Source organism: Paenibacillus vietnamensis, from assembly GCF_020169515.1.
Taxonomy (GTDB): Bacteria; Bacillota; Bacilli; order Paenibacillales; family Paenibacillaceae; genus Pristimantibacillus; species Pristimantibacillus vietnamensis.
On record NZ_JAHMHW010000025.1, the window covers coordinates 19300 to 43951 of the forward strand.

The window sequence follows — 24652 nt, forward strand, 5'->3', positions numbered from 1 at the left end:
GGGATGAACCGGCGCGACGATGTTTTGTTAGTCGACGGATATAACATGATTGGAGCCTGGCCGGTTCTTGAGAAGCTGAAGGAGCACCATCTGGAGGACGCGCGGGATAAGCTGCTCGATATGCTCGCGGATTATCAAGGGTTTACGGGAATGCAGGTTTACGTCATCTTCGACGCCCATCAGGTACCGGGACTTGGGGCGACCTATAAGCAGCATAAGATAACGATTGTCTACACGAAGGAGAAGGAAACGGCCGACGAATGCATTGAGCGCCTTTGCTCGGAGCTGTCCGCCAGACGGAGGAACATATACGTGGCCACCTCCGATCTGGTGGAGCAGCATGTCGCCTTCGGCAAGGGGGCCCTTCGTGTTTCCGCACGGGAGCTGCTGATCGACATCGGCCAAAACCGCAAAAACATCGAGGAATCGCTGCGCGAGGAGCGTCCGGATAAACGCAATTCCGTCGACGGCAGGATCAGCCTGGAAATCCGCAGCCTGCTGGAGCGGATACGGCGCGGAGAAAAATGATGGAGAACGGTCCGGGCCCGGTCGACAGGGGCGCGGCCGGAATTCCACAAAGTTACATTTTTGCAAGTAAAACGACGGTTTTCCGGGGGCCGATCGGTTGACGGTATTAGGTTGCATCATGTATACTGACTCTATCTTTCTTGAAATATAGCGATCTATGGCGGCATGCGGTAGACAAGCTTATATTTCCTCGCGAAACGCGCTGTTGCTGACTTGGCGGCAGACCGTTATCGCATGAATCTAGCGGTGTACGCCTTGCAGGCCGGAGGGATTGTTCGTGAGTATCGACCTCAAAGAATGGAGTACGCTCGAGTATGACAACAGTACGGACGAGGACATCGTTGAAGCGGTCCGCAACGGCGACAGCATAGCCCTGGAATATTTGATTAATAAGTATAAGAATTTTGTGAGAGCGAAAGCCCGCTCTTATTTTCTTATCGGTGCGGATCGTGAAGATATCGTACAGGAGGGCATGATCGGTCTTTATAAGGCCATTCGGGACTTTAAGGGAGACAAGCTTGCCAGCTTCAAAGCCTTTGCCGAATTGTGTATCACCCGACAGATTATTACCGCTATCAAAACAGCCACGCGTCAAAAGCACATCCCGCTCAATTCCTACGTTTCGCTTGATAAGCCGATTTATGACGAAGATTCCGACCGCACGCTGCTTGATGTCATTTGCGGTACGCGTGTATCTGACCCTGAGGAGCTCATAATCAATCAGGAAGAATTCGTCGGATTAGAGGATAAGATGTCCGAGATTTTGAGCGATCTGGAACGCAAGGTGCTCATGCTCTATTTGGACGGAAGGTCCTATCAGGAGATTGCGGTTGATCTGGACAGGCATGTGAAATCTATTGACAACGCTCTGCAGCGGGTAAAGCGGAAGCTGGAACGTTATTTGGAAATCAGGGACATAAGCAATTAATCGGCTATCATACACAATAAGCAAACCAAAGGACTGTCATCGTTCCGGCCGGTTCCAGCTGGAAAATGCAGTCCCTTTGTGTTTTAAAAGGACATAAGGGGACTATACTGGTAGAAACGAGTCCGATGTCGTTTGTGTTGCCATATATTCGCAGGCCAAGCGCTTATCTTTTACATTGACATCAAATTTCCGCTATGATAAAGTGTTTAGGTAGGCCTGAAATCGAGGTTTTTTTTCGTTTTGGCTGTTGGAATCAATGAACTTTCATATAGAGCTTCATGATTCGTATTTTTTAGCAGTTCGGGAGGTGTAATTCAATGCGGGTAATTATCACGTTGGCATGCACAAACTGCAAACAAAGAAACTATGCGAGCACCAAAAACAAGCGCAACCACCCCGACCGCATCGAGTTGAAGAAGTTTTGCAAGTTTTGTAACGAGCAGACTCCTCATCGCGAGACGAGATAGTCAACTGGAGGTGTGACCGTGGCATTTTTGGCTAAACTGAAGCAAAGCTTTGGTACGACGTTTAGTTTTTTTGCCGACAGCTGGGCAGAACTGAAAAAGGTTCGCTGGCCAAGCCGTAAAGAGTTGACGAGCTATTCGATCGTGGTTTTGCTGACGATCACGTTGGTGACGATTTACTTTTGGCTTCTTGACATCGGAATCTCGTCTCTGGTTGAACTCATTGTTTAGGAAGGGACCAAAGGTGGATTTGTGATGGAAAAAAGATGGTACGTCGTGCATACTTACTCAGGCTATGAGAACAAGGTGAAAGCCAACCTCGAGCGCCGTGTTGAATCGATGGGCATGGAAGACAAGATCTTTCGCGTGCTCGTTCCTATGGAAGATGAAGTGGTAGAGAAGGACGGCAAGAAGAAGACTGTCCAGCGTAAAGTCTACCCCGGCTATGTTCTTGTGGAAATGGTTCAAACCGACGATTCATGGTATGTTGTTCGGAATACGCCTGGCGTGACTGGGTTTGTAGGTTCAACAGGATCGGGCTCCAAACCGACTCCGCTGTTGCCAGATGAGGTCGAACAGATCTTGAAGCATATGGGAATGGAAGAGCCGAAGCCGAAGATCGAGTTTGAGCTGAAAGAAACTGTCCGCGTTAAAGTAGGTCCTTTCGCTGATTTCGTCGGTTCCGTGGAGGAAATTTTGCTGGATAAGGCGAAATTGAAGGTCCATGTGAACATGTTTGGCAGGGAGACCCCACTTGAGCTGGATTACACTCAGGTGGAGAAGATATAATCATCCGGTTTCCGCATTCACCGGGCATCCCGGTGGGTGATTTACGGCGCAGTGGCATTGCGGCCCAAAGTCGTATATGCTATTTACGCATGGATTACTAAGTAAGGAGGTGTCAAGCATGGCAAAAAAGGTCATCAAAATGGTCAAACTGCAAGTTCCTGCAGGCAAAGCTAACCCGGCGCCGCCAATCGGTCCGGCACTCGGTCAAGCGGGCGTTAACATCATGGCATTCTGTAAGGAGTTCAACGCGCGTACTGCGGATCAAGCAGGCTTGATTATTCCAGTCGTAATTACGGTATTCGAAGACCGTTCCTTCACGTTCGAGACAAAAACGCCGCCGGCAGCAGTATTGCTCCGCGTCGCAGCTGGTATCGAAAAAGGTTCCGGCGAGCCGAACAAGAAGAAGGTCGCTACTGTAAAACGTGACAAAGTCCGTGAAATCGCTGAGCAAAAAATGCCTGACCTTAACGCAGCTTCCGTTGAAGCGGCAATGCGTATGGTTGAAGGTACAGCTCGCAGCATGGGTGTAACAATCGTTGACTAATTCGCGCTTCGTCCAGCGGGGCGAACGCATAGAGCCTGCCTCACGGCGGCTCGGCTCTGCAGGGCTTCGGCCCTTGCGGGTGGGAGGATCATCCCCAGGAGGATTTTCCGCTACAACCACATAAGGAGGAAGAAACAATGGCTAAACACGGTAAAAAGTATTTGGAAGCCGCTAAGCTGATTGACAGCGAAGCAACCTACGAGCCTTTGGAAGCGATCGAGCTTGTGAAAAAGGCTGCGACAGCTAAATTCGACGAGTCCGTTGAAGTAGCAGTTCGTTTGGGCGTTGACCCTCGTAAACAAGACCAAGCCGTTCGTGGCGTAGTTGTACTGCCGCACGGAACTGGTAAAACAAAACGCGTTCTCGTTTTCGCAAAAGGCGAAAAAGTGAAAGAAGCGGAAGCTGCAGGCGCTGACTATGTTGGCGATGCAGACATGATCAACAAAATTCAACAAGGCTGGTTCGAATTCGACGTTTGCGTAGCAACGCCGGACATGATGGCTGAGGTTGGTAAGCTTGGACGTATTCTCGGTGGTAAAGGCTTGATGCCGAACCCGAAAGCTGGTACAGTAACGTTTGACGTTGCTAAAGCCGTTCAAGAAATCAAAGCCGGTAAAATCGAATACCGTCTTGACAAAGCAGGTCAAATCCACGCTCCAATCGGAAAAGTATCGTTCGACGCTGTTAAGCTGAACGAGAACCTCAAAGCATTGGTAGATGCGCTGAACCGTGCAAAACCGGCTGCAGCTAAAGGGGTTTACCTGAAAAACATCGCCGTTTCTTCGACAATGGGCCCTGGCGCCCGCGTCTCCACAGCGGTTTACCGCTAAGAGAAACGGAACTGACATTCGAATACGCATACCGTAGACAGTAGGTGCCATCAGGCTTAATTTCCTACCGAGGTGTTATGATAAAACGTTTGTAAGCCATATTCGATCCTCTGGGATGGATGTGCGATAACGACATCATGGCCTTCGCAGTCTATGCGAAGGCCTTTCTCATGCATCGAGGCGTGGAAAGCCCGTCATATAACGGAATGTATACTATTACGGGAGGTGTACAGTTTGGCTAACGCAAATATCATCCAATCGAAACAACAAGCGGTTCAAGAAATCGCTGCTAAAATCGCAGAGAGCTCCAGCACGGTTGTTGCTGACTATCGTGGATTGAACGTTGCGCAAGTAACTGAACTTCGGAAACAACTTCGTGAAGCAGGAATTGAATTCCAAGTTTTGAAAAACTCGCTCGTTCGCCGCGCAACTGAAGGAACGGACTACGCTGCATTGAACGACGTACTGACAGGTCCTACAGCTGTTGCATTCGGCAAAGCGGACGCTGTCGCTCCGGCGAAAATCCTGAACGATTTCGCTAAGAAGAACGACGCTTTGAAACTTAAAGGCGGTATCGTTGAAGGTAAAGTTGTAAGCATGGAGGAAGTTAAAGCACTTGCAGAGCTTCCATCCCGCGAAGGTTTGCTTTCGATGCTCCTTTCCGTATTGCAAGCTCCTATCCGCAACTTCGCGCTTGCAGTTAAAGCAGTCGGCGAGAAACAAGAGCAAGAAGCTTAATGACCGGCGCATCTGCGCCATTCTAGACCGGCTAAGGCTGGCCATTTGAAATACCAAAAAACTAAACCCAATTTCGGAGGTATAACCATGTCTAAAGAGCAAATCTTAGAAGCCATTAAAGTTATGACCGTTCTTGAACTGAACGACCTTGTAAAAGCAATCGAAGAAGAATTCGGCGTAACTGCTGCAGCTCCAGTAGCTGCTGGCGGCGCAGCAGTAGCTGTTGAAGCTGAGCAATCCGAATTCGACGTAATTCTTAACAGCGCTGGCGCTTCCAAAATCAACGTAATTAAAGTTGTTCGCGAAATCACAGGTCTTGGCCTGAAAGAAGCGAAAGACTTGGTTGACAACGCTCCTAAAGCAATCAAAGAAAAAGTTGCTAAAGAAGAAGCTGAAGCTGTTGCGGCTAAACTTACTGAAGCTGGCGCTTCCGTAGAAGTTAAGTAATAACTGCTTTAAAACTATACAGCTTGTCATGACTTGTTGTTGTGACCGGCTGACGAACCCCTTGAGACTTCAGGTTTCAAGGGGTTCGTTGCATGTATTGACCAAGCGCAAACTGCTGACGCCGTCCTCTGGCGGCAACAGCTCGTTTCGCGATGAAATATAAGACAATAATAATCAAAACTTATTAACTCTTATATTTTCAAAAAATGGCGGAGGCGATCAAGGATGTCGGATCATTATTACTCCCATAGCCCGAGCGTGAAGCATAACCGTCACGTTCATGAAGCGCTGCTGCGGGGGTTTTCGTTCCGTTTCGTCACGGATGCCGGAGTATTCTCGAAAACAGGTGTCGATTACGGCAGCCGGGTGTTAATAGAGGCTTTGGAGCTTGAGAAAGATGCAAGAGTGCTTGATGTAGGCTGCGGATACGGGCCGATCGGATTGACCGCGGCCAGGCTTGCTCCGCAAGGTTTTGTAACGATGATAGACATCAACGAACGAGCTGTTGAGCTTTCGAAGGAAAATGCGAAGCTTAACGGCATTTCAAACGTAGAAGTCATTCAGAGCGATCTCTATGAAGCTGTTCGCGGTCAAACTTTTCAGGCGGTTTTGACGAATCCGCCGATCCGTGCCGGTAAAGCCGTCGTTCATCAAATTTTCGAAGAAGGATTTGGGCTTCTCGAACCGGGCGGCAGCATGTGGGTGGTCATTCAGAAGAAGCAAGGAGCGCCGTCTGCGGAAGCGAAACTCCAGGAGCTGTTCGGCGAAGTGGAGGAAGTTACGAAAGACAAGGGATACCGAATATTCCGGGCTGTAAAAGGTTGGAAAATGTCTCAAATGATGTTTTGAAAATCAACATGAAAACCACACTTTAGAATTGACTTGACTTTTCGTTTGTGGTAGTATTATTAAATGTCAGCATTAAATTGGGCTCAATCTCTTTAGTATACTAAAATGTCAAGTGGGATTTTGGAGCGCGGAATGCATAAAAATAATCCATTTGACGTATAATGTTTACGTTTTGGGCAAAATTACTTGATATGAGACTATCGCGTCCGCGCTGCGATTGGCTACTGCCGGAACATGCTCTTTTTTCGAACTATTCGATAAGGGCTTTTCTTTATTTAACTATATAGGCGGCTGGTTCGTCTATGGTGACGCAGTAAGTATCGATGCTGTGATACAGACATGAGGGGTGAGGTTAAGTTGGCAGGACAACTTGTTCAGTATGGTCGGCGCGCGCGCAGAAGCTACGCCCGGATCAACGAGGTGCTGGAAGTCCCGAACCTGATTGAAATCCAACAAAAATCGTACGAGAAATTTTTGGAGAGCGACTTGATTGAGTTGTTCCAGGACATTTCTCCGATTTCGGACTTTACGGGCAATCTTTCGCTTGAGTTTATCGACTATAGCTTGGGCGAACCGAAGTATTCGGTCGATGAATCAAAAGAGCGCGACGTGACGTATGCAGCTCCTTTACGCGTGAAGGTGCGACTTTTCAATAAGGAGACCGGTGAGGTAAAGGAACAAGAAGTTTTCATGGGTGATTTCCCGCTTATGACAGAAACAGGCACGTTTATTATTAACGGAGCCGAGCGTGTCATCGTCAGCCAATTGGTTCGATCCCCGAGTGTGTACTTCAGCACGAAGGTTGATAAGAACGGGAAGAAGAATTACACGGCTACGGTTATCCCTAACCGCGGCGCTTGGCTCGAGCTCGAGACGGATGCCAAGGACATCATTTACGTTCGTATCGACCGTACCCGGAAGATTCCGGTAACGGTACTGCTGCGTTCGCTTGGATTTGGCACAGACGCTGAAATTTTGGATCTGCTCGGCCATGACGAGTACATTCGCAACACCTTGGATAAGGATAACACGGATTCGACCGAGAAAGCGCTGATCGAAATTTACGAGCGCCTTCGTCCGGGCGAGCCGCCAACCTTGGACAATGCGAAGAGCTTGCTGGTCGCGCGCTTCTTTGACCCGAAGCGATATGACCTGGCTAACGTAGGCCGTTACAAAATAAACAAAAAACTGCATATCAAAAATCGTTTGTTCAACCAACGTCTCGCGGAGACGCTTGTTGACCCTGCAACCGGCGAAATTATCGCGGAAGCCGGACAAATGATCGACCGCCGCCTTCTTGACGAGATTCTCGACAAGCTGGAGACGAATGTAGGCTTCAAGACCTACCACGTCGCCAACGGCGTTTTGGATGCAGATAGTATTCCACTACAAGCGATTAGCGTATTCTCGCCTTATGACGAGAGCAAGGTTATTAAGGTTATTGCGAACGGCATTATCGATAAAACCGTCAAGCATATTACGCCGGCGGACATCATTGCCTCCATTAACTACTTTATTAACCTGCTTCATGGCGTCGGCAGCACGGATGACATCGATCACCTGGGTAACCGTCGTCTCCGTTCGGTAGGGGAATTGCTGCAGAACCAGTTCCGTATCGGCTTGTCCCGTATGGAGCGCGTTGTACGCGAAAGAATGTCGATTCAAGATGCGAACGCAATTACGCCGCAGGCGCTTATTAACATTCGCCCGGTCATTGCGTCGATTAAAGAGTTTTTCGGCTCCTCGCAGCTTTCCCAGTTCATGGACCAGACGAATCCGCTGGCCGAACTGACGCACAAACGCCGTTTGTCCGCACTCGGACCGGGCGGTTTGACGCGGGAACGCGCGGGCTTCGAAGTCCGAGACGTCCATCACTCCCACTACGGGCGGATGTGTCCGATCGAGACGCCGGAGGGTCCGAACATCGGTTTGATCAACTCCTTGTCTACTTTTGCCCGCATCAATGAATATGGCTTCATTGAAGCGCCATATCGTTGGGTGGATCCTAAGACAGGTGTCGTTACCGATCAAATCGCATATTTGACCGCGGACGAAGAAGACAATTACGTAATCGCGCAAGCGAATGCGAGATTGAACGAAGACAATACTTTCAAAGAAGCGAACACGATCGTTCGTTACAATAAACAAGCAGACAACATCCTGACTATGCCGAGTGAACGCGTCGATTACATGGACGTATCTCCGAAGCAGGTCGTGTCGGTTGCGACGGCGTTAATTCCGTTCCTCGAGAACGATGACTCCAACCGCGCCCTGATGGGATCGAACATGCAGCGGCAGGCCGTTCCGCTTCTCATTCCGAAGGCGCCGTTTGTCGGCACAGGAATGGAGCATAAGGCTGCGAAGGATTCCGGCGTATGTATCGTATCCAAATTCGACGGAATTATTGAGCGCTCGTCTGCCAACGAAATTTGGCTGCGCCGCGTCGAGCATATCGACGGCAAGCCGGTAACAGGCGATTTGGTGAAGCATAAGCTTCATAAGTTCATGCGTTCCAACCAAGGAACATGCATTAACCAGCGTCCGCTCGTTCGCAAAGGCGACGTTATTAAGAAAGGCGATATTCTCGCAGACGGACCTTCCACCGAGATGGGCGAATTGGCTCTGGGCCGCAACGTTGTCGTTGCGTTCATGACGTGGGAAGGCTACAACTACGAGGATGCGATCCTGCTCAGCGAGAAGCTGGTGAAGGAAGACGTCTACACTTCCATTCATATTGAAGAATATGAATCCGAAGCGCGCGATACGAAGCTTGGACCGGAAGAAATTACACGCGACATTCCTAACGTCGGCGAAGAAGCACTTCGCAATCTGGATGAGCGCGGTATTATCCGCGTCGGAGCCGAAATTGGCGCAGGCGACATTCTGGTCGGCAAGGTAACGCCTAAGGGTGTCACAGAGCTGACCGCAGAAGAAAGATTGCTCCATGCGATCTTCGGTGAGAAAGCCCGCGAGGTTCGCGACACTTCGCTCCGCGTGCCGCACGGTACGGACGGTATCGTCGTGGACGTGAAGGTATTTACGCGCGAGAACGGCGACGAGCTGCCTCCTGGCGTCAACCAGTTGGTCCGTGCATACATCGCTCAGAAACGGAAAATTTCCGAAGGCGACAAAATGGCCGGACGCCACGGTAACAAAGGGGTTATCGCCCGTATTATGCCGGAAGAGGATATGCCGTTCCTGCCGGATGGCACTCCGGTAGAGGTTGTTCTCAATCCGCTCGGCGTACCGTCGCGGATGAACATCGGTCAAGCGCTCGAGGTTCACTTGGGCATGGCTTGTAAGCATCTCGGCATTCACGCCGCCACACCGGTATTTGACGGTGCGCGCGAGAATGACGTTTTCGATACGATGGAAGAAGCAGGCATGCAGCGTAACGGTAAAACGATTCTGTATGACGGACGTACCGGGGAGAACTTCGAGCGTGAAGTTACGGTCGGCGTCATGTACATGATCAAGCTGGCGCACATGGTTGACGATAAAATTCACGCCCGTTCGACGGGTCCTTACTCACTCGTTACGCAGCAGCCTCTCGGCGGTAAAGCGCAGTTCGGCGGACAACGTTTCGGAGAGATGGAGGTATGGGCGCTTGAGGCATACGGCGCTGCATACACGCTGCAGGAAATTTTGACCGTCAAGTCCGATGACGTGGTCGGCCGCGTGAAAACGTACGAATCCATCGTCAAAGGCGAAAACGTTCCGGAGCCAGGCGTTCCAGAATCGTTCAAGGTCTTGATCAAAGAGCTTCAAAGCTTGGGCATGGACGTTAAGATCCTGACCGAGAATGAAGAAGAGATCGAAATGAAAGAAATCGACGATGATGACGAGGCAACCGGCGATAAGCTGAACCTCAATTTGGAAGGTGCCGAAGCAGGCGCCCTAGATTAAGCGGTCTGAACGATTCCGTCTTAGGGTCACGCGCCCTGGACGGAATTGAGCTGTTAATAAGACACAGTCATACATGACGGAGGAGGGTTGCTCCTTGTTGGACGTGAACAACTTCGAGTATATGAAAATCGGTTTGGCTTCGCCGGATAAGATTCGCTCGTGGTCCCGCGGAGAAGTAAAAAAACCGGAGACGATCAACTACAGGACCTTAAAACCGGAGAAGGAAGGACTCTTCTGCGAGAAAATTTTTGGACCGACAAAAGACTGGGAATGCCATTGCGGCAAATACAAGCGCGTACGTTATAAAGGCGTCGTGTGCGACCGATGCGGCGTGGAAGTTACGCGCGCAAAGGTTCGCCGCGAGCGTATGGGCCACATCGAGCTGGCAGCACCGGTTTCCCATATTTGGTACTTCAAAGGCATTCCAAGCCGCATGGGTCTTGCTCTTGATATGTCTCCGCGCTCGCTTGAGGAGATTATCTATTTTGCATCCTATGTCGTAACGGATCCAGGTGATACGCCGCTGGAGAAGAAGCAGCTGCTGTCCGAGAAAGAATACCGCAGCTACAGAGAGAAGTACGGCTACGGATTCCAGGCAGGCATGGGCGCTGAGGCCGTTAAGAAGCTTCTGCAGGATATCGACGTAGAAAAAGAATTGGAGCAGCTGAGAGAAGAGCTCCGTACGGCACAAGGCCAGCGCCGCAACCGTGCGATCAAGCGTCTTGAGGTTGTCGAGGCGTTCCGTAACTCGGGCAACGAGCCGGAATGGATGATTCTTGACGTGCTGCCGGTTATTCCTCCGGAGCTTCGTCCGATGGTACAGCTGGACGGTGGACGTTTCGCGACATCCGACCTTAACGACTTGTACCGCCGTGTAATTAACCGTAACAACCGTCTTAAGCGTCTGCTTGATCTGGGCGCTCCGGACATTATCGTTCAGAACGAGAAGCGGATGCTGCAGGAAGCGGTTGACGCCCTTATCGATAACGGCCGCCGCGGCCGTCCGGTTACTGGCCCGGGCAACCGTCCTTTGAAATCGCTCAGCCATATGCTGAAAGGTAAACAAGGCCGTTTCCGTCAAAACTTGCTCGGTAAACGGGTCGACTATTCCGGCCGTTCCGTTATCGTCGTAGGTCCGAATCTGAAGATGTTCCAATGCGGTCTTCCTAAGGAGATGGCACTGGAGCTGTTCAAGCCTTTCGTCATGAAAGAGCTCGTTAACAAGGGCCTTGCCCATAACATCAAGAGCGCGAAGCGTAAAGTAGAACGCGTAAGCCCTGAAGTATGGGATGTTCTCGAGGAAGTCATCAAGGAGCATCCGGTATTGCTGAACCGTGCCCCGACGCTTCACCGTCTCGGTATCCAAGCATTCGAGCCTATCCTTGTAGAGGGGCGCGCCATCAAGCTTCATCCGCTCGTATGTACGGCCTATAACGCCGACTTCGACGGTGACCAAATGGCCGTTCACGTTCCGTTGTCCGCGGAAGCGCAAGCGGAAGCCCGCCTTCTTATGCTGGCATCGGGCAATATCCTGAACCCGAAAGACGGCAAGCCGGTCGTCACTCCGTCGCAGGATATGGTTCTCGGAAGCTTCTACCTGACGATGGACAACAAAGAGGCAAAAGGCAGCGGATCCGTATTCAGTACGGTTAACGAAGCGATTTCCGCGTATCAGCGCGGCATTGTTTCTCTGCATGCAAGAATTTTTATCCCGGCACGGGTGCTTAAGAAAGCAAACTTTACCGAACAGCAGCAAAAATCGCTGCTCGTCACGACGGTAGGTAAGGTCATCTTCAATGAAATTTTCCCTGAGGATTTCCCTTACATCAACGAAGCGACGAAGCAGAATTTGCTGCATGGTACGCCGGATAAATATTTCGTATATGAAAAAGGCTCCGATCTTCCTAAATTTATGGAAGGCATCGATACGCCGGGTGCGGTAGGCAAAGACTACCTTGCACTCGTCATTGCGGAATGCTTCCGTCAATACCATACGACGCTTACCGCGGTTATTTTGGACCGTATCAAGCAGCTTGGTTTCACTTACTCGACGAAGGCTGGTATTACGATCGGTGTAGCCGACGTTATCATTCCGAAAGAGAAAACGGAAATCATGCAAAGATCCGATGAGAAGGTTGCAACCGTCATGAATCAATACCGTCGCGGTTTGATTACAAACGACGAGCGCTATGATCGGATCATCAGCATTTGGAGTAAATGTAAAGACGAGATCACCGACATTCTGATGAAGTCGATGGATCGCTACAATAACATCATGCTTATGGTGGACTCCAAAGCGCGTGGTAACAAATCGCAAATTACGCAGCTTGGCGGAATGCGGGGTCTGATGGCCAACCCGTCCGGCCGTATTATCGAGTTGCCGATCAAATCGAACTTCCGTGAAGGCCTGACCGTCCTCGAGTACTTTATTTCGACGCACGGCGCGCGTAAAGGTTTGGCGGATACCGCCCTTCGTACAGCCGACTCCGGTTATCTGACCCGCCGTCTAGTCGACGTAGCGCAGGACGTTATCGTTCGAGAGGACGATTGCGGTACAGATAAAGGCTTCTCCGTCAGCAAGATCCAAGACGGCAAAGAGGTTATTGAGGATCTATATGACCGTATCGAAGGCCGTTATGCATTCGAAACCGTACGTCATCCGAAAACCGGCGAAATCATCGTCAACCGCAGTGAGCTGATCGATTCGCATAAAGCGGATGCGATTATCGATGCGGGAGTCGAGAAGCTTCAAATCCGTTCCGTTCTTAGCTGTCGCGCACGTCATGGCGTTTGTAAGATCTGCTATGGCCGTAACCTGGCGACAGGCAAGTATGTGGAGATCGGGGAAGCGGTCGGCATTATCGCGGCCCAGTCGATTGGTGAGCCGGGTACACAGCTGACAATGCGTACGTTCCACACCGGCGGCGTTGCCGGCGACGACATCACGCAAGGTTTGCCGCGTATTCAGGAGCTTTTCGAGGCGCGTAATCCGAAGGGGCAAGCGATCATTTCCGAGCTTGACGGCGTCATCAAGGAAATTCGCGAGGCTAAGGACCGCCGCGAGATCGAGGTTCAGGGCGAAGCGGAATCGAAAGTATATGCCGTAACCTACGGCTCGCGTATCCGCGTAACCGAGGGTCAACATATCGAAGCAGGCGACGAGCTCACAGACGGTTCGATCGACCCTAAAGATATGCTGCGCATCAAAGGTATCCGCGGCGTTCAGAACTATATTTTGCAAGAAGTACAGCGCGTTTACCGGAACCAAGGGGTAGAAATCAATGACAAGCACGTTGAGGTCATGATCAAACAAATGCTCCGCAAAATCCGGATTGTAGACGCGGGAGGCACAACTCTTCTGCCAGGCGCTTTTGTCGATATTCATGAATATGAAGCGCAAAACCGTGAAGCAATTTTCGCAGGCGAAGAGCCGGCTGTTGCCAAACCTGTATTGCTTGGTATTACGAAAGCTTCCCTTGAGACGGATTCCTTCCTGTCCGCCGCGTCCTTCCAGGAGACGACTCGCGTGTTGACAGATGCCGCAATCAAAGGCAAAGTTGACCAGTTGCTTGGTCTGAAGGAAAATGTTATTATCGGTAAGCTGATCCCGGCTGGTACAGGGATGCCTCGTTACCGTAATATTCGTTTTGCAGGCATTGAGGATGATGTTGTGGAATTGTCGGATATTGAAGCGGAGACCGAGGCAGTTGCGATTGAATAGGTCGGATATCATGTCTGGCTCTGCTTAAGAACCGAAAACATAAACAGCGGAAGAGCGTACCATTATAGGCTTCCACGAGAAGCTTATGATGCCCGCTCTTTCGTATGTTCATGACAGATCAGCCTTAACCAAAAATTTGCAAATGAAGATCTTTAAAGTTTCTTGACAGCGGCATGGCATAGGTGATAATATATCGAAGTGTGCCTAGTTGCATGATCGCTGAGAAGAAGAATTGAAGGTGATCTCATGCAATTTAAAGTCGGCGCAAAGCAGACGATGAAGATGGTTGAATACAACCGGGCTATCGAAGTCTACATTGCAAGAGATGCAGATCCGCAGATGAAAGAGAAGATTGTTCATCTATGTGAGCGGACGGGAGTTCCATATAAATGGATCGATACAATGGATGACCTGGGTGAAACCTGTGGAATTGATGTCGGTGCCGCCATGGCAGCGCTCGTAGCTGAAGAAGAATAAGGCAATGACCGTTTTTGTTGGTTGATTATTTCTCATGATTAACCGGCGAAGACATTTTCTTTGTTCTTTTATGAACCGCCTGGATCTGTGGGCTTAATTTATGGGTCAAATGTCTACCAATTCAAAGACATTCATATAGGGGAAGGGGGTGGCAACATGCCAACAATTAATCAGCTGGTCCGTAAAGGACGCCAAGCGAAAGTAGTGAAATCGAAATCGCCAGCCTTGCAAAGAGGTTTCAACGCTCTGAAACGTGAAGCAACAAACATCAGTGCTCCTCAAAAACGCGGTGTGTGCACTCGTGTAGGTACTATGACTCCGAAGAAACCGAACTCCGCGCTTCGTAAATATGCGCGTGTACGTCTGACTAACCGCGTAGAGGTTACTGCGTACATTCCTGGTATCGGACATAACCTGCAAGAGCACAGCGTTGTATTGATCCGTGGCGGACGGGTAAAAGACCTTCCAGGTGTACGTTACCATATCGTTCGTGGCGCGCTTGATACTGCAGGCGTTAACAACCGTAACCAAGCCCGTTCCAAATACGGAACGAAACGTCCAAAAGTCAAAAAATCGTAAGTATAACCTGTTAGGGTTATCGCAATGCTAGAATAAAGTGACTATTAGAAGAAAGGGGGACTTTCTCATGCCACGCAAAGGTCCTGTAACGAAACGTGATGTGCTTCCAGATCCGCTGTACAACAGCAAACTGGTAACGCGCCTTATTAACCGTATTATGCTTGACGGTAAAAGAGGTGTAGCTCAAACGTTGTTGTATGATGCTTTCAAACTGATTCAAGAACGCACGGGTAAAGATCCGATGGAAGTGTTCGAAGCAGCATTGAAAAATATTATGCCAGTACTTGAGGTTAAAGCTCGCCGTGTCGGCGGCGCTAACTATCAAGTGCCTATCGAGGTTAAACCAGAGCGCCGTACGGCACTTGGTCTCCGTTGGCTCGTGAACTACTCACGCAACCGCGGTGAAAAAACGATGGAAGAGCGTTTAGCTGCTGAAATCACAGATGCATCCAATAACACTGGAGCTGCTGTTAAGAAGCGCGAAGATACTCACAAAATGGCTGAAGCGAACAAAGCGTTTGCTCACTACCGCTGGTAGGATCTTCACAATCGAAGGGAGACATATTCATGTCAAGAGAGTTCTCCTTGAAAAATACGCGTAACATCGGGATTATGGCGCATATTGACGCTGGTAAAACCACAACTACTGAACGGATTTTGTTCTACACGGGCCGTACTCACAAAATCGGCGAGGTGCACGAAGGTGCTGCGACGATGGACTGGATGGAACAAGAACAAGAGCGCGGCATTACGATTACGTCTGCCGCGACAACCGCTCAATGGGATGGCCACCGCATTAATATTATCGACACCCCGGGACACGTTGACTTCACAGTTGAAGTTGAACGCTCCCTGCGCGTATTGGACGGGGCCGTTGGGGTTTTCAGTGCGAAGGAAGGCGTTGAGCCGCAGTCTGAGACTGTATGGCGTCAAGCTGACCGTTACGGCGTTCCACGTATCGCTTACATCAATAAAATGGACATCATTGGTGCAGACTTCCTGAATGTTGTTAAAGACATGCGCGAGCGTCTGCAAGCTAATGCGGTAGCGATCCAATTGCCGATCGGCGCCGAGTCTGATTTCTTGGGCGTAATCGATATCATCGAACGCGTAGCATACAAGTACAAAGATGATCTCGGTAAAGACCCTGAGAAAGTCGAAATTCCTGCAGAATATGCAGATCAAGTTGAAGAGCTTCGTTTGGAGCTCATCGAGAAAGTGGCAGAACTTGATGAAGAGCTGACTATGAAGTATCTTGAAGGTGAAGAAATCACTATTCCTGAGCTTAAAGCAGCACTTCGCAAAGGCGTTTGCGAAGTTAAAATCTTCCCGGTTATCGCTGGCTCCTCGTACCGTAACAAAGGTGTTCAAATGATGTTGGATGCGGTAGTTGACTACCTTCCTTCCCCGCTTGACGTACCGGCTATCAAAGGTACTACAGAAGACGGAGAAGAAGGCGTGCGTCATTCTTCCGACGAAGAGCCGTTTGCGGCTTTGGCATTCAAAATCATGACGGACCCTTATGTCGGTAAACTGACGTTCTTCCGTGTATACTCGGGTATTCTTAAATCCGGTTCGTATGTTCTTAATGCAACTAAGAACAAACGTGAGCGGATCGGACGTATCCTGCAAATGCACGCGAACAGCCGTCAGGAAATCTCGGAAGTTTACTCGGGCGATATCGCCGCTGCGGTTGGTCTTAAAGATACAATCACCGGCGACACGCTTTGCGATGAGAAGAACGTTATCGTTCTTGAATCGATGAACTTCCCTGAGCCTGTTATCTCGGTTGCTATCGAACCAAAAACGAAAGCTGACCAAGACAAACTAGGCATCGCGATTTCCAAGCTTGCTGAAGAAGATCCTACTTTCCGTGCACACACGGACGAAGAAACGAATCAAACGATCATTTCCGGTATGGGTGAGCTTCACCTTGAAATCCTCGTTGACCGTATGCTTCGTGAATTCAAAGTTGAGACAAACGTTGGTAAACCTCAGGTTGCTTACCGTGAAACGTTCCGTCAAGCTGCGAAGGTCGAAGGTAAGTTCGTTCGTCAGTCCGGCGGTAAAGGTCAGTTCGGTCATTGTTGGGTTGAGTTTACTCCACAAGAGCCAGGCGCTGGTTTCGCATTTGAAAGCAAGGTTGTCGGCGGCGCAATTCCGCGTGAGTTTATTGCTCCTATCCAAGCGGGTATTGAAGAGTCGATGAAGAACGGCGTTATCGCCGGCTTCCCGCTCGTTGACGTTAAAGCAACCGTTGTTGACGGATCGTACCATGATGTCGACTCCTCGGAGATGGCGTTTAAAATTGCAGGATCTTTGGCGCTTAAAGCTGCTAAAGAGAAATGTAAGCCAGTTTTGCTCGAACCAATCATGAAGGTGGAAGTTACTGTTCCTGAAGAGTACATGGGCGACGTTATGGGCATGCTGAACTCCCGTCGTGGTCGTATCGAAGGTATGGATACTCGCGCAGGCGCGCAAATTATCCGTGCTAAGGTACCTCTCTCCGAGATGTTCGGTTATTCCACAACACTTCGTTCGGGTACGCAAGGACGTGGCGTATTCTCCATGGAACTCTCACATTATGAAGAAGTTCCAAAATCGATTGCTGAGGAAATCATTGCTAAACACAAAGGTGAGTAATCGCTTTTGTATGAACATTTAGCTTTATGGCCGTTATCTAAGTTTGTTTGCAAACTAGATGCCGGCCCACACATAAAACTAAGATATATTGAGGAGGCTCAAGTTCAATGGCTAAGGCTAAATTTGAACGTAACAAACCGCACGTTAATATCGGTACAATCGGTCACGTCGACCATGGTAAAACAACTTTGACTGCAGCGATCACTACTGTACTTTCCAAAAAATACGGCGGTGCAGCTGTAGCATTCGACCAAATCGATAAAGCTCCAGAAGAGCGCGAGCGCGGTATCACGATCTCGACAGCTCACGTTGAGTATGAGACTCCTAACCGTCACTACGCTCACGTTGACTGCCCAGGTCACGCCGACTACGTTAAAAACATGATCACTGGTGCCGCTCAAATGGACGGAGCTATCCTGGTAGTATCCGCTTCCGACGGCCCTATGCCACAAACGCGCGAGCACATCCTGCTCTCCCGTCAAGTAGGCGTACCTTACATCGTTGTTTTCCTGAACAAATGCGACATGGTTGAAGACGAAGAGCTTCTTGAGCTTGTTGAAATGGAAGTTCGCGACCTTCTTTCCGAGTATGAGTTCCCAGGCGACGACACTCCAATCATCCGCGGCGCAGCTCGTGAAGCACTTGCTAACCCAGACGGTCCTTGGGCTGACAAAATCGTTGAACTGTTCGAGCAAATCGACACTTACATCCCAACTCCTGAGCGCGACACGGCTAAGCCTTTCCTTATGCCAGTCGAGGACGTATTCACAATCACAGGCCGTGGTACAGTTGCTACAGGTCGTGTAGAGCGTGGCGTTATCAAAGTCGGCGACGAAGTTGAAATCATCGGTCTTAACGAAGAAACTCGTAAGTCCGTTGTTACAGGCGTTGAAATGTTCCGTAAATTGCTCGACTCCGCACAAGCGGGCGACAACGTTGGCGCATTGCTTCGTGGTGTAGACCGTAAAGATATTGAGCGTGGACAAGTTTTGGCTAAACCGGGTTCGGTTAAACCACACACTAACTTCACTGCACAAATCTACGTTCTGACTAAAGAAGAGGGTGGCCGTCACAAGCCTTTCTTCACTGGCTACCGTCCACAATTCTATTTCCGTACAACTGACGTAACAGGTATCATCAACCTGCCTGAAGGTACTGAAATGGTTATGCCTGGCGACAACATCACTGTAACGGTTGAGCTTATCGCTCCAATCGCGGTTGAAGAAGGAACTCGTTTCTCCATCCGTGAAGGTGGCCGTACAGTAGGCGCTGGCGCTGTTGCAACAATCCAAAAATAATTCAACGCGGCTTAGCCGCTGAGAATGAAAAAGCTCTCACTCCGGTGGGGGCTTTTTTATGTTTTTCCAGCTTTTAGTCACAATTTCCTATACTTATTTTTACAGCTAACTGAGGATTGACTCGACATGTTAGGCGCCTTTAATATTAAGAAATAGATTGGACTTGTCCGAACAGCCTATATAAGCTTCAAGCGATGACGAGTGACAACTGGAGAGGAGTTTAAAAGGGATGAATAAAAAGTTTTGGATCGGCATTGCCCTGACATCGGTGATGCTTCTGACTGCCGCATGCGGCGCAAGTAAAAGCAATACGGGTGGTGCGAATGAAGGCGTGGGCGGCGAATCGGAAAAATCGTATACGATTTCGATTTCGCAAATCGTTGAGCATCCGTCGCTGGATGCGACGCGCGAGGGCTTTATTGCAGCTCTGAAGGATGCCGGAATTGAAGAGGGCAAAAACCTGAAAATCGATTTTAACAACGCGCAAAACGATATGACAAACATTAAGACGATTTCGCAGAAAATCGCGACTAGCGACAGCGACTTGGCGCTAGGAATTGCCACGCCTTCGGCATTAAGTTTAGCGGAAGACGTTACGGATATCCCGGTGTTGTTTGCTGCCGTAACGGATCCGGTTGATGCCGGTATCGTAACCCAGCTGGAGGCTCCGGGAGGCAACATTACGGGTGCAGCGGATACGAATCCGGATGCGATTAAACAAACGATGGATTTTATCGCGAAAGAGCTTACGGATGTTAAGAAAGTTGGTTTGGTCATCAACGAAGGTGAAACAAACGCCGTTGTCATGGCCAAATATGCGGAAGAAGCGTTAAAAGCCCATAACATCGAGCTTGTTAAAGCTCCGATCGCCAACACGTCTGAAGTACAGCAGGCTGCGGAGTCTCTCGTAGGACGCGTAGATGCTATTTATATTACGCTCGACAACAACGTCGTTACCGGTGCTGATGCCATTATCGAAGTAGCTAATGCCAACGATATTCCTTTCTTCTCCGCGGACCGGGATACGGTTGAGAAGGGCGCTTTTGCAACAGTCGGATTCAAATATTACGATCATGGTTATGAAGTAGGACAGATGGCGGTCGAAATTTTGAAGAACGGCAAAAAACCGGGTGAAATGGATATCACCGTTCCGCAGAAGCTCGATTTTATCCTGAACCTGAAAGCCGCTGCCGAGCAGGGGATTACGGTAACCGATGCAATGAAGAGCTACGTGAAGGATCAAGAAAACAACATCATTGAGTAATCAGGTCTCACTTGGATAAAATAATATCAAATTCGTGCGGGGTGAGCGCTTATCGGCTTCACCCCGTTCGTTCGGTAAAGGAGTGGCATTCATATGCTCACATCACTTACGGGAGCCGTAGAGAGCGGACTTTTGTACGCTTTAATGGCTCTGGGTGTTTTTATAACATTTCGTATTCTGGATTTTCCCGATTTGACGGTAGACGGAAGCTTTACGACCGGTGCGGCTATCGGCGCGGTGATGACGGTAAATGGTACGGCACCATGGATCGCTGTACTCTGTGCCTTTGCGGGAGGAGCTCTGGCCGGAACCTGTACGGGGTTATTGCATACCAAAGGAAAGATTAACGGATTGCTTGCCGGCATTATTATGATGATCGCACTATATTCGATCAACTTACGGATCCTGGGCAAACCAAATGTTTCCTTGCGGAATATGGATAATTTTTTTAATAACGTCTCCGTTATGATTGTGATGATTGTTATTGCAGTTGCGGTTAAGCTGCTGATTGATTTGTTTTTTAAAACGGACATTGGACTCAGCCTACGTGCAACCGGCGATAATGCCCGCATGATCCGCAGCTTCGGTGCGAATACGGATGTAACGACGATCTTTGGTGTCGCTCTTTCTAATGCGCTTGTTGCGACTTCCGGCGCCTTGGTAGCGCATTATCAGAAATTCGCGGACAACAATATGGGGATCGGGATGATTGTCATTGGACTCGCTTCGGTCATTATAGGTGAGGCTATTTTCGGGGCGCGTACGATTTTCAGAGCGACGCTTGCGGTTGTTCTCGGCTCTCTTGTCTATCGGATTATCTATGCTCTGGCGCTGCGCATTGAGTGGCTCGAAGCATCGGATATGAAACTGATTACTGCAGTCATTATTATTTTCGCATTGGTCGTTCCTTCGACCAGACGCCTGATTAAACAAAAGAACATTGCAAGGAAACGTACGGCGGAAATGCTGGCGTCGCTTGGCAAAGCGCCTTCGGGAGGTGGACGTTAATGCTTGAAATTTTGAACGTCTCCAAGCTGTTTAACCCGGGTACGGTTGATGAAAAAACAGCGCTCGTCGGCGCGAATCTGACGATGAAGCCCGGCGATTTTGTTACGGTGATCGGGAGCAACGGGGCCGGAAAATCAACTTTAATGAATATTATTTCAGGTGTTATGAAGCCGGATGCAGGCGCTGTAAAAATTGACGGACAAGATGTATCCGCATTGTCGGAGCACGGGCGCAGCCGGTGGATCGGGCGCGTGTTTCAGGATCCGATGGCCGGCACGGCTCCGCGCATGACGATCGAAGAAAATATGGCCATCGCATATACGCGGGACAAGTCGCGAGGCTTTTCTTTTGGCGTTACGCGCGCGAAGCGTGCGATATTCAAGCAGGAGCTGCAGAGGCTCGGTATCGGCCTTGAGAATCGTCTGGGCGCGAAAGTCGGGCTCCTGTCCGGCGGTGAGCGTCAGGCGCTGAGCTTGCTGATGGCCACTTTTACACGGCCGCAAATTCTGTTGCTCGATGAACATACGGCAGCGCTTGATCCGGCAAGAGCCGAGCTGATTACAGAGCTGACGGAAACCATCGTGCGGGATATGAAGCTGACGACGCTAATGGTCACCCATAACATGGAGCAAGCTATTCGTCTCGGCAATCGGCTCATTATGATGGACAAGGGACGGATTATTCTCGATGTTCCTGAGGAACGCAAGAAGGATCTCACCGTAGAGCAGCTGCTTGGGGAGTTTGAACGGATTAGCGGGAAGAAGCTGGCTGATGATCGGATCGTGCTGGGGTAGGTTAGACTAGAACTGCGCTGCGCGAGCCATTTGATCTTCCAATCGCCTTGAAGCCCCATTCTTCTGATTTCCTTGGATAGGTGAAGAATGGTGTTCAAAAGCGACCGCTTCGCTTTTCCAGATTCAAATGGCTCACTCCGCTCCATCTTCGTCTAACCTTCTATAATAATAAAAAAACACAGCGTCTCTATTTGTCGCTGCGTTTTTTATTTTTAAGAGAGATTATATTCAATCCGCTGAATCATTGATGTCATTAATCTAATGCATCTGATAGGAATTTTGCTGGTGTGATTTGGCGGTGTATTTTAAGGTGCTGAATTGATTATAATCAATAAGGACATTTAACGTGATCGGACATAACAGACGATATGGAACAGTGCTAAGCTGATGAACTTGAGTGCTTCCTATGTTCATCTACCGAACAACGTGTACTCATAGAGTAGTTAGAAGCTTCAATTATATAAGGGAAGCAATATCCACAACAGGACAGCCGACCTGCAGCTGTCAGGAAGTTTCCTTTCCCGCTTGAGTGAACTTTTAATGTTTTTTTTGAATGTGTAGCGAAGCAAAGCTGGAATCGAGTCCGGAGAGTTTACGTGCTGCTCTTGAAACCATGATTTATCCTTTAAATGTAATAATAAAAATCATGGTATCAAAGCATGCCGAGGACCGATTCCAGCGTAGCGTAGTGAAAATATCCTAAAAAATCATTTAGAGTTTCGCTCAAGCAATTCAATCAATATTCTTGTTGCATTTGCCTATTCAATTCGGTATAATATTGACTGTTGGTCTGACGTTGCGATGATGTGAGAGGTTGCCGACACACCCGGCCCCTTTGCCATGGGGCATGTGCCAGGGTTTTCTCACGGAGTATGTCCGATAATAAATTGGGCGATAGAAGGAGGGACTTATATGGCAAAGCAAAAGATTCGTATCCGCTTGAAAGCATACGATCACAGAATTCTTGACCAATCCGCAGAGAAAATCGTTGAAACTGCAAAACGTTCCGGTGCAGGCGTATCCGGGCCGATTCCGTTGCCAACGGAAAAGCAAATCATCACTATTCTCCGTGCGGTGCACAAGTACAAGGATTCCCGGGAACAATTCGAAATGCGCACTCATAAGCGTTTGATCGATATTGTGAACCCAACGCCGCAAACGGTTGATGCGTTGATGCGCCTGGATCTGCCATCCGGTGTAGATATCGAAATCAAACTGTAATAACAGCATACGTGATTATAGAAAGGGAATGAGGTGTCAACATGAAAGGTATCTTAGGGAAAAAACTTGGTATGACTCAAGTGTTTACCGCTGAAGGTAACGTTGTTCCAGTAACGGTTATCGAAGCTGGTCCTTGCGTAGTACTTCAAAAGAAAGACCAAGAGAACGATGGCTACGAAGCCGTTCAACTCGGTTTCTCCGATAAGAAAGAACAAAGATCGATCAAGCCAGAGATCGGCCACGCTAAGAAAGCTGGCGCGACTCCTAAGCGCTACGTTCGTGAGATTCGCGGCATTAACCTGCCTGATTACGAAGTTGGCCAACAAGTGAAAGCTGACCTTTTCGCAGCTGGCGAATTCGTTGACGTAACAGGTATTTCGAAAGGTAAAGGCTTTGCCGGCGTTATCAAACGTTGGGGACAAAGCACTGGACCTATGTCCCACGGTTCCCGCTACCACCGCGGACCAGGTTCGATGGGCTCGATCCAAGCGAACCGCGTACCGAAAGGTAAGCGCCTGCCAGGACATATGGGGACTGAAACAGTTACCATTCAAAAGCTTGAAGTTATCCGTGTAGATGCAGAACGCAACGTAATCCTCGTTAAAGGATCGATCCCTGGTCCCAAGAACGGATTCGTTAAAGTTAAACAAACGGTTAAGAACTAATTGCTCTTAAAGAAAGGAGGAACAAGAAATGCCAAAAGTAACAGTATTCAACGTGAGCGGCGCTCAAGTAGGCGAAGTTGAATTGGCTGAATCGGTATTCGGTATCCAGCCAAACACTCACGTTCTGCACAGCGCAGTCGTTCTTCAGCAAGCTGCTGAACGTCAGGGTACGCACAAAACGAAAGGACGCTCCGAAGTACGCGGCGGCGGTCGTAAGCCTTGGAAACAAAAAGGCACAGGCCGTGCTCGTCAAGGCAGCATTCGCTCCCCGCAGTGGGTTGGCGGCGGTACGGTATTCGGACCGACTCCACGCACATATGGCTTCAAGCTCCCTAAGAAAGTTCGTCGTCTTGCGATCAAATCCGCATTGTCTTCGAAAGTTATTGCGAGCGAAATTATCGTTCTTGATCAACTGACATTCGCGGCTCCTAAGACGAAAGAATTTGCATCGATCCTTAACAACCTTAAAGTTGACCGTAAGGCTCTTGTCGTAACGGCTAACTATGAAGATAACGTAGCATTGTCCGCTCGTAACATTCCAGGTGTGAAGTTCGTCGCTGCTGACGGCATCAATGTTCTGGATGTATTGGTACATGACAAGCTGATCATTACCAAAGAAGCGGTAGAGAAAGTACAGGAGGTGCTTGCGTAATGAAAAATCCACGCGATATTATCAAGCGCCCGGTTATTACTGAACGTACCAGCGATTTCATGGTTAACAAACGTTACGTATTCGAAGTTGATCTTCGTGCGAACAAAACCGAAATCAAAAATGCAATCGAACAAATCTTCAAAGTAAAAGTAACCGGCGTTAACACAATGCGTGTAGCGGGTAAACCGAAACGTTATGGTAAACATAGCGGCTACAGACCGGATTGGAAAAAAGCTATCGTTCAGCTTAGCGCTGACAGCAAAGAACTCGAGTTCTTTGAAACGTCTGTATAGAAAAGGAGGGAATC

General features: G+C 49.2%; 24 protein-coding genes and 1 other annotated feature. All 24 genes read left to right on the plus strand.

Translation table 11 applies throughout. The annotated features are described in order from the left end of the window. Nucleotides 1-3: 3 nt before the first annotated feature. The gene (locus KP806_RS25535; protein ID WP_224726584.1) at nt 4-528 is read left to right on the plus strand and encodes an NYN domain-containing protein; all 525 of its coding nucleotides are present in this window, start codon (nt 4-6) and stop codon (nt 526-528) included. A 277-nt stretch (nt 529-805) separates the two neighbouring features. Then, nucleotides 806-1456, plus strand: coding sequence for an RNA polymerase sporulation sigma factor SigH (sigH, locus tag KP806_RS25540; RefSeq protein WP_224726585.1), 651 nt, complete (start codon nt 806-808; stop codon nt 1454-1456). A gap of 317 nt (nt 1457-1773) precedes the next feature. Next, on the plus strand, nt 1774-1923 hold the full coding sequence (gene rpmG / locus KP806_RS25545; RefSeq protein ID WP_028609674.1) for a 50S ribosomal protein L33: 150 nt from the start codon (nt 1774-1776) through the stop codon (nt 1921-1923). 18 nt (nt 1924-1941) lie between these two features. Next, nucleotides 1942-2151: a preprotein translocase subunit SecE gene (gene secE, locus KP806_RS25550; protein ID WP_053373883.1), complete on the plus strand. Its 210-nt coding sequence runs from the start codon at nt 1942-1944 to the stop codon at nt 2149-2151. Nucleotides 2152-2175: 24 nt separating this feature from the next. Next, on the plus strand, nt 2176-2709 hold the full coding sequence (gene nusG, locus KP806_RS25555) for a transcription termination/antitermination protein NusG (protein WP_028609672.1): 534 nt from the start codon (nt 2176-2178) through the stop codon (nt 2707-2709). A 118-nt stretch (nt 2710-2827) separates the two neighbouring features. Continuing rightward, complete coding sequence (gene rplK, locus KP806_RS25560; RefSeq protein WP_028609671.1) at nt 2828-3253, plus strand: 50S ribosomal protein L11; 426 nt, start codon at nt 2828-2830, stop codon at nt 3251-3253. Between the two features lie 137 nt (nt 3254-3390). After that, nucleotides 3391-4083, plus strand: a complete 693-nt coding sequence (gene rplA / locus KP806_RS25565; protein WP_224726586.1) for a 50S ribosomal protein L1 — start codon at nt 3391-3393, stop codon at nt 4081-4083. 13 nt (nt 4084-4096) lie between these two features. Next, nucleotides 4097-4262, plus strand: a sequence feature (ribosomal protein L10 leader region). Between the two features lie 55 nt (nt 4263-4317). After that, a complete protein-coding gene (rplJ, locus tag KP806_RS25570) occupies nt 4318-4821 on the plus strand; it encodes a 50S ribosomal protein L10 (RefSeq protein ID WP_224726587.1) in 504 nt (167 codons plus the stop codon). A gap of 87 nt (nt 4822-4908) precedes the next feature. Next, nucleotides 4909-5268: a 50S ribosomal protein L7/L12 gene (gene rplL / locus KP806_RS25575; protein ID WP_224726588.1), complete on the plus strand. Its 360-nt coding sequence runs from the start codon at nt 4909-4911 to the stop codon at nt 5266-5268. A 225-nt stretch (nt 5269-5493) separates the two neighbouring features. Then, complete coding sequence (locus tag KP806_RS25580) at nt 5494-6117, plus strand: class I SAM-dependent methyltransferase (protein ID WP_224726589.1); 624 nt, start codon at nt 5494-5496, stop codon at nt 6115-6117. A 357-nt stretch (nt 6118-6474) separates the two neighbouring features. Beyond that, nucleotides 6475-10023 carry a DNA-directed RNA polymerase subunit beta gene (gene rpoB / locus KP806_RS25585; RefSeq protein WP_224726590.1) on the plus strand — a complete coding sequence of 1183 codons (3549 nt, stop codon included), beginning with the start codon at nt 6475-6477 and terminating at the stop codon, nt 10021-10023. A gap of 94 nt (nt 10024-10117) precedes the next feature. Further along, on the plus strand, nt 10118-13744 hold the full coding sequence (rpoC, locus tag KP806_RS25590; protein WP_318153817.1) for a DNA-directed RNA polymerase subunit beta': 3627 nt from the start codon (nt 10118-10120) through the stop codon (nt 13742-13744). A gap of 246 nt (nt 13745-13990) precedes the next feature. Beyond that, nucleotides 13991-14221 (plus strand): ribosomal L7Ae/L30e/S12e/Gadd45 family protein, encoded by a 231-nt coding sequence (locus KP806_RS25595; protein ID WP_224726591.1) that lies wholly within the window; start codon nt 13991-13993, stop codon nt 14219-14221. 156 nt (nt 14222-14377) lie between these two features. Next, nucleotides 14378-14800 carry a 30S ribosomal protein S12 gene (gene rpsL / locus KP806_RS25600; RefSeq protein ID WP_224726592.1) on the plus strand — a complete coding sequence of 141 codons (423 nt, stop codon included), beginning with the start codon at nt 14378-14380 and terminating at the stop codon, nt 14798-14800. 67 nt (nt 14801-14867) lie between these two features. Then, a complete protein-coding gene (rpsG, locus tag KP806_RS25605) occupies nt 14868-15338 on the plus strand; it encodes a 30S ribosomal protein S7 (protein WP_028609662.1) in 471 nt (156 codons plus the stop codon). A 29-nt stretch (nt 15339-15367) separates the two neighbouring features. Then, complete coding sequence (gene fusA / locus KP806_RS25610; RefSeq protein WP_224726593.1) at nt 15368-17443, plus strand: elongation factor G; 2076 nt, start codon at nt 15368-15370, stop codon at nt 17441-17443. Nucleotides 17444-17550: 107 nt separating this feature from the next. Further along, a complete protein-coding gene (tuf, locus tag KP806_RS25615; RefSeq protein ID WP_224726594.1) occupies nt 17551-18741 on the plus strand; it encodes an elongation factor Tu in 1191 nt (396 codons plus the stop codon). 229 nt (nt 18742-18970) lie between these two features. After that, on the plus strand, nt 18971-20005 hold the full coding sequence (locus tag KP806_RS25620; RefSeq protein ID WP_224726595.1) for an ABC transporter substrate-binding protein: 1035 nt from the start codon (nt 18971-18973) through the stop codon (nt 20003-20005). Between the two features lie 93 nt (nt 20006-20098). Beyond that, the gene (locus KP806_RS25625; protein WP_224726596.1) at nt 20099-21013 is read left to right on the plus strand and encodes an ABC transporter permease; all 915 of its coding nucleotides are present in this window, start codon (nt 20099-20101) and stop codon (nt 21011-21013) included. Next, complete coding sequence (locus tag KP806_RS25630) at nt 21013-21807, plus strand: ABC transporter ATP-binding protein (RefSeq protein ID WP_224726597.1); 795 nt, start codon at nt 21013-21015, stop codon at nt 21805-21807. Before KP806_RS25625 ends, KP806_RS25630 begins: the two co-directional genes overlap by 1 nt. A 912-nt stretch (nt 21808-22719) precedes the next feature. Further along, a complete protein-coding gene (gene rpsJ, locus KP806_RS25635) occupies nt 22720-23028 on the plus strand; it encodes a 30S ribosomal protein S10 (protein WP_005544556.1) in 309 nt (102 codons plus the stop codon). A 41-nt stretch (nt 23029-23069) separates the two neighbouring features. Beyond that, complete coding sequence (rplC, locus tag KP806_RS25640) at nt 23070-23693, plus strand: 50S ribosomal protein L3 (RefSeq protein ID WP_224726598.1); 624 nt, start codon at nt 23070-23072, stop codon at nt 23691-23693. Nucleotides 23694-23721: 28 nt separating this feature from the next. Beyond that, nucleotides 23722-24345 (plus strand): 50S ribosomal protein L4, encoded by a 624-nt coding sequence (rplD, locus tag KP806_RS25645; RefSeq protein ID WP_224726599.1) that lies wholly within the window; start codon nt 23722-23724, stop codon nt 24343-24345. Next, complete coding sequence (gene rplW, locus KP806_RS25650) at nt 24345-24638, plus strand: 50S ribosomal protein L23 (protein ID WP_224726600.1); 294 nt, start codon at nt 24345-24347, stop codon at nt 24636-24638. Before rplD ends, rplW begins: the two co-directional genes overlap by 1 nt. Nucleotides 24639-24652 lie beyond the last annotated feature (14 nt).

Coding starts and splice junctions, on each gene's coding strand:
- KP806_RS25535 (WP_224726584.1), top strand. CDS start 4: ATGAACCGGCGCGACGATGTTTTGTTAGTCGACGGATATAACATGATT.
- rpmG (WP_028609674.1), top strand. CDS start 1,774: ATGCGGGTAATTATCACGTTGGCATGCACAAACTGCAAACAAAGAAAC.
- nusG (WP_028609672.1), top strand. CDS start 2,176: ATGGAAAAAAGATGGTACGTCGTGCATACTTACTCAGGCTATGAGAAC.
- rplK (WP_028609671.1), top strand. CDS start 2,828: ATGGCAAAAAAGGTCATCAAAATGGTCAAACTGCAAGTTCCTGCAGGC.
- rplA (WP_224726586.1), top strand. CDS start 3,391: ATGGCTAAACACGGTAAAAAGTATTTGGAAGCCGCTAAGCTGATTGAC.
- rplL (WP_224726588.1), top strand. CDS start 4,909: ATGTCTAAAGAGCAAATCTTAGAAGCCATTAAAGTTATGACCGTTCTT.
- KP806_RS25580 (WP_224726589.1), top strand. CDS start 5,494: ATGTCGGATCATTATTACTCCCATAGCCCGAGCGTGAAGCATAACCGT.
- KP806_RS25595 (WP_224726591.1), top strand. CDS start 13,991: ATGCAATTTAAAGTCGGCGCAAAGCAGACGATGAAGATGGTTGAATAC.
- rpsL (WP_224726592.1), top strand. CDS start 14,378: ATGCCAACAATTAATCAGCTGGTCCGTAAAGGACGCCAAGCGAAAGTA.
- rpsG (WP_028609662.1), top strand. CDS start 14,868: ATGCCACGCAAAGGTCCTGTAACGAAACGTGATGTGCTTCCAGATCCG.
- fusA (WP_224726593.1), top strand. CDS start 15,368: ATGTCAAGAGAGTTCTCCTTGAAAAATACGCGTAACATCGGGATTATG.
- tuf (WP_224726594.1), top strand. CDS start 17,551: ATGGCTAAGGCTAAATTTGAACGTAACAAACCGCACGTTAATATCGGT.
- KP806_RS25620 (WP_224726595.1), top strand. CDS start 18,971: ATGAATAAAAAGTTTTGGATCGGCATTGCCCTGACATCGGTGATGCTT.
- KP806_RS25625 (WP_224726596.1), top strand. CDS start 20,099: ATGCTCACATCACTTACGGGAGCCGTAGAGAGCGGACTTTTGTACGCT.
- KP806_RS25630 (WP_224726597.1), top strand. CDS start 21,013: ATGCTTGAAATTTTGAACGTCTCCAAGCTGTTTAACCCGGGTACGGTT.
- rpsJ (WP_005544556.1), top strand. CDS start 22,720: ATGGCAAAGCAAAAGATTCGTATCCGCTTGAAAGCATACGATCACAGA.
- rplC (WP_224726598.1), top strand. CDS start 23,070: ATGAAAGGTATCTTAGGGAAAAAACTTGGTATGACTCAAGTGTTTACC.
- rplD (WP_224726599.1), top strand. CDS start 23,722: ATGCCAAAAGTAACAGTATTCAACGTGAGCGGCGCTCAAGTAGGCGAA.
- rplW (WP_224726600.1), top strand. CDS start 24,345: ATGAAAAATCCACGCGATATTATCAAGCGCCCGGTTATTACTGAACGT.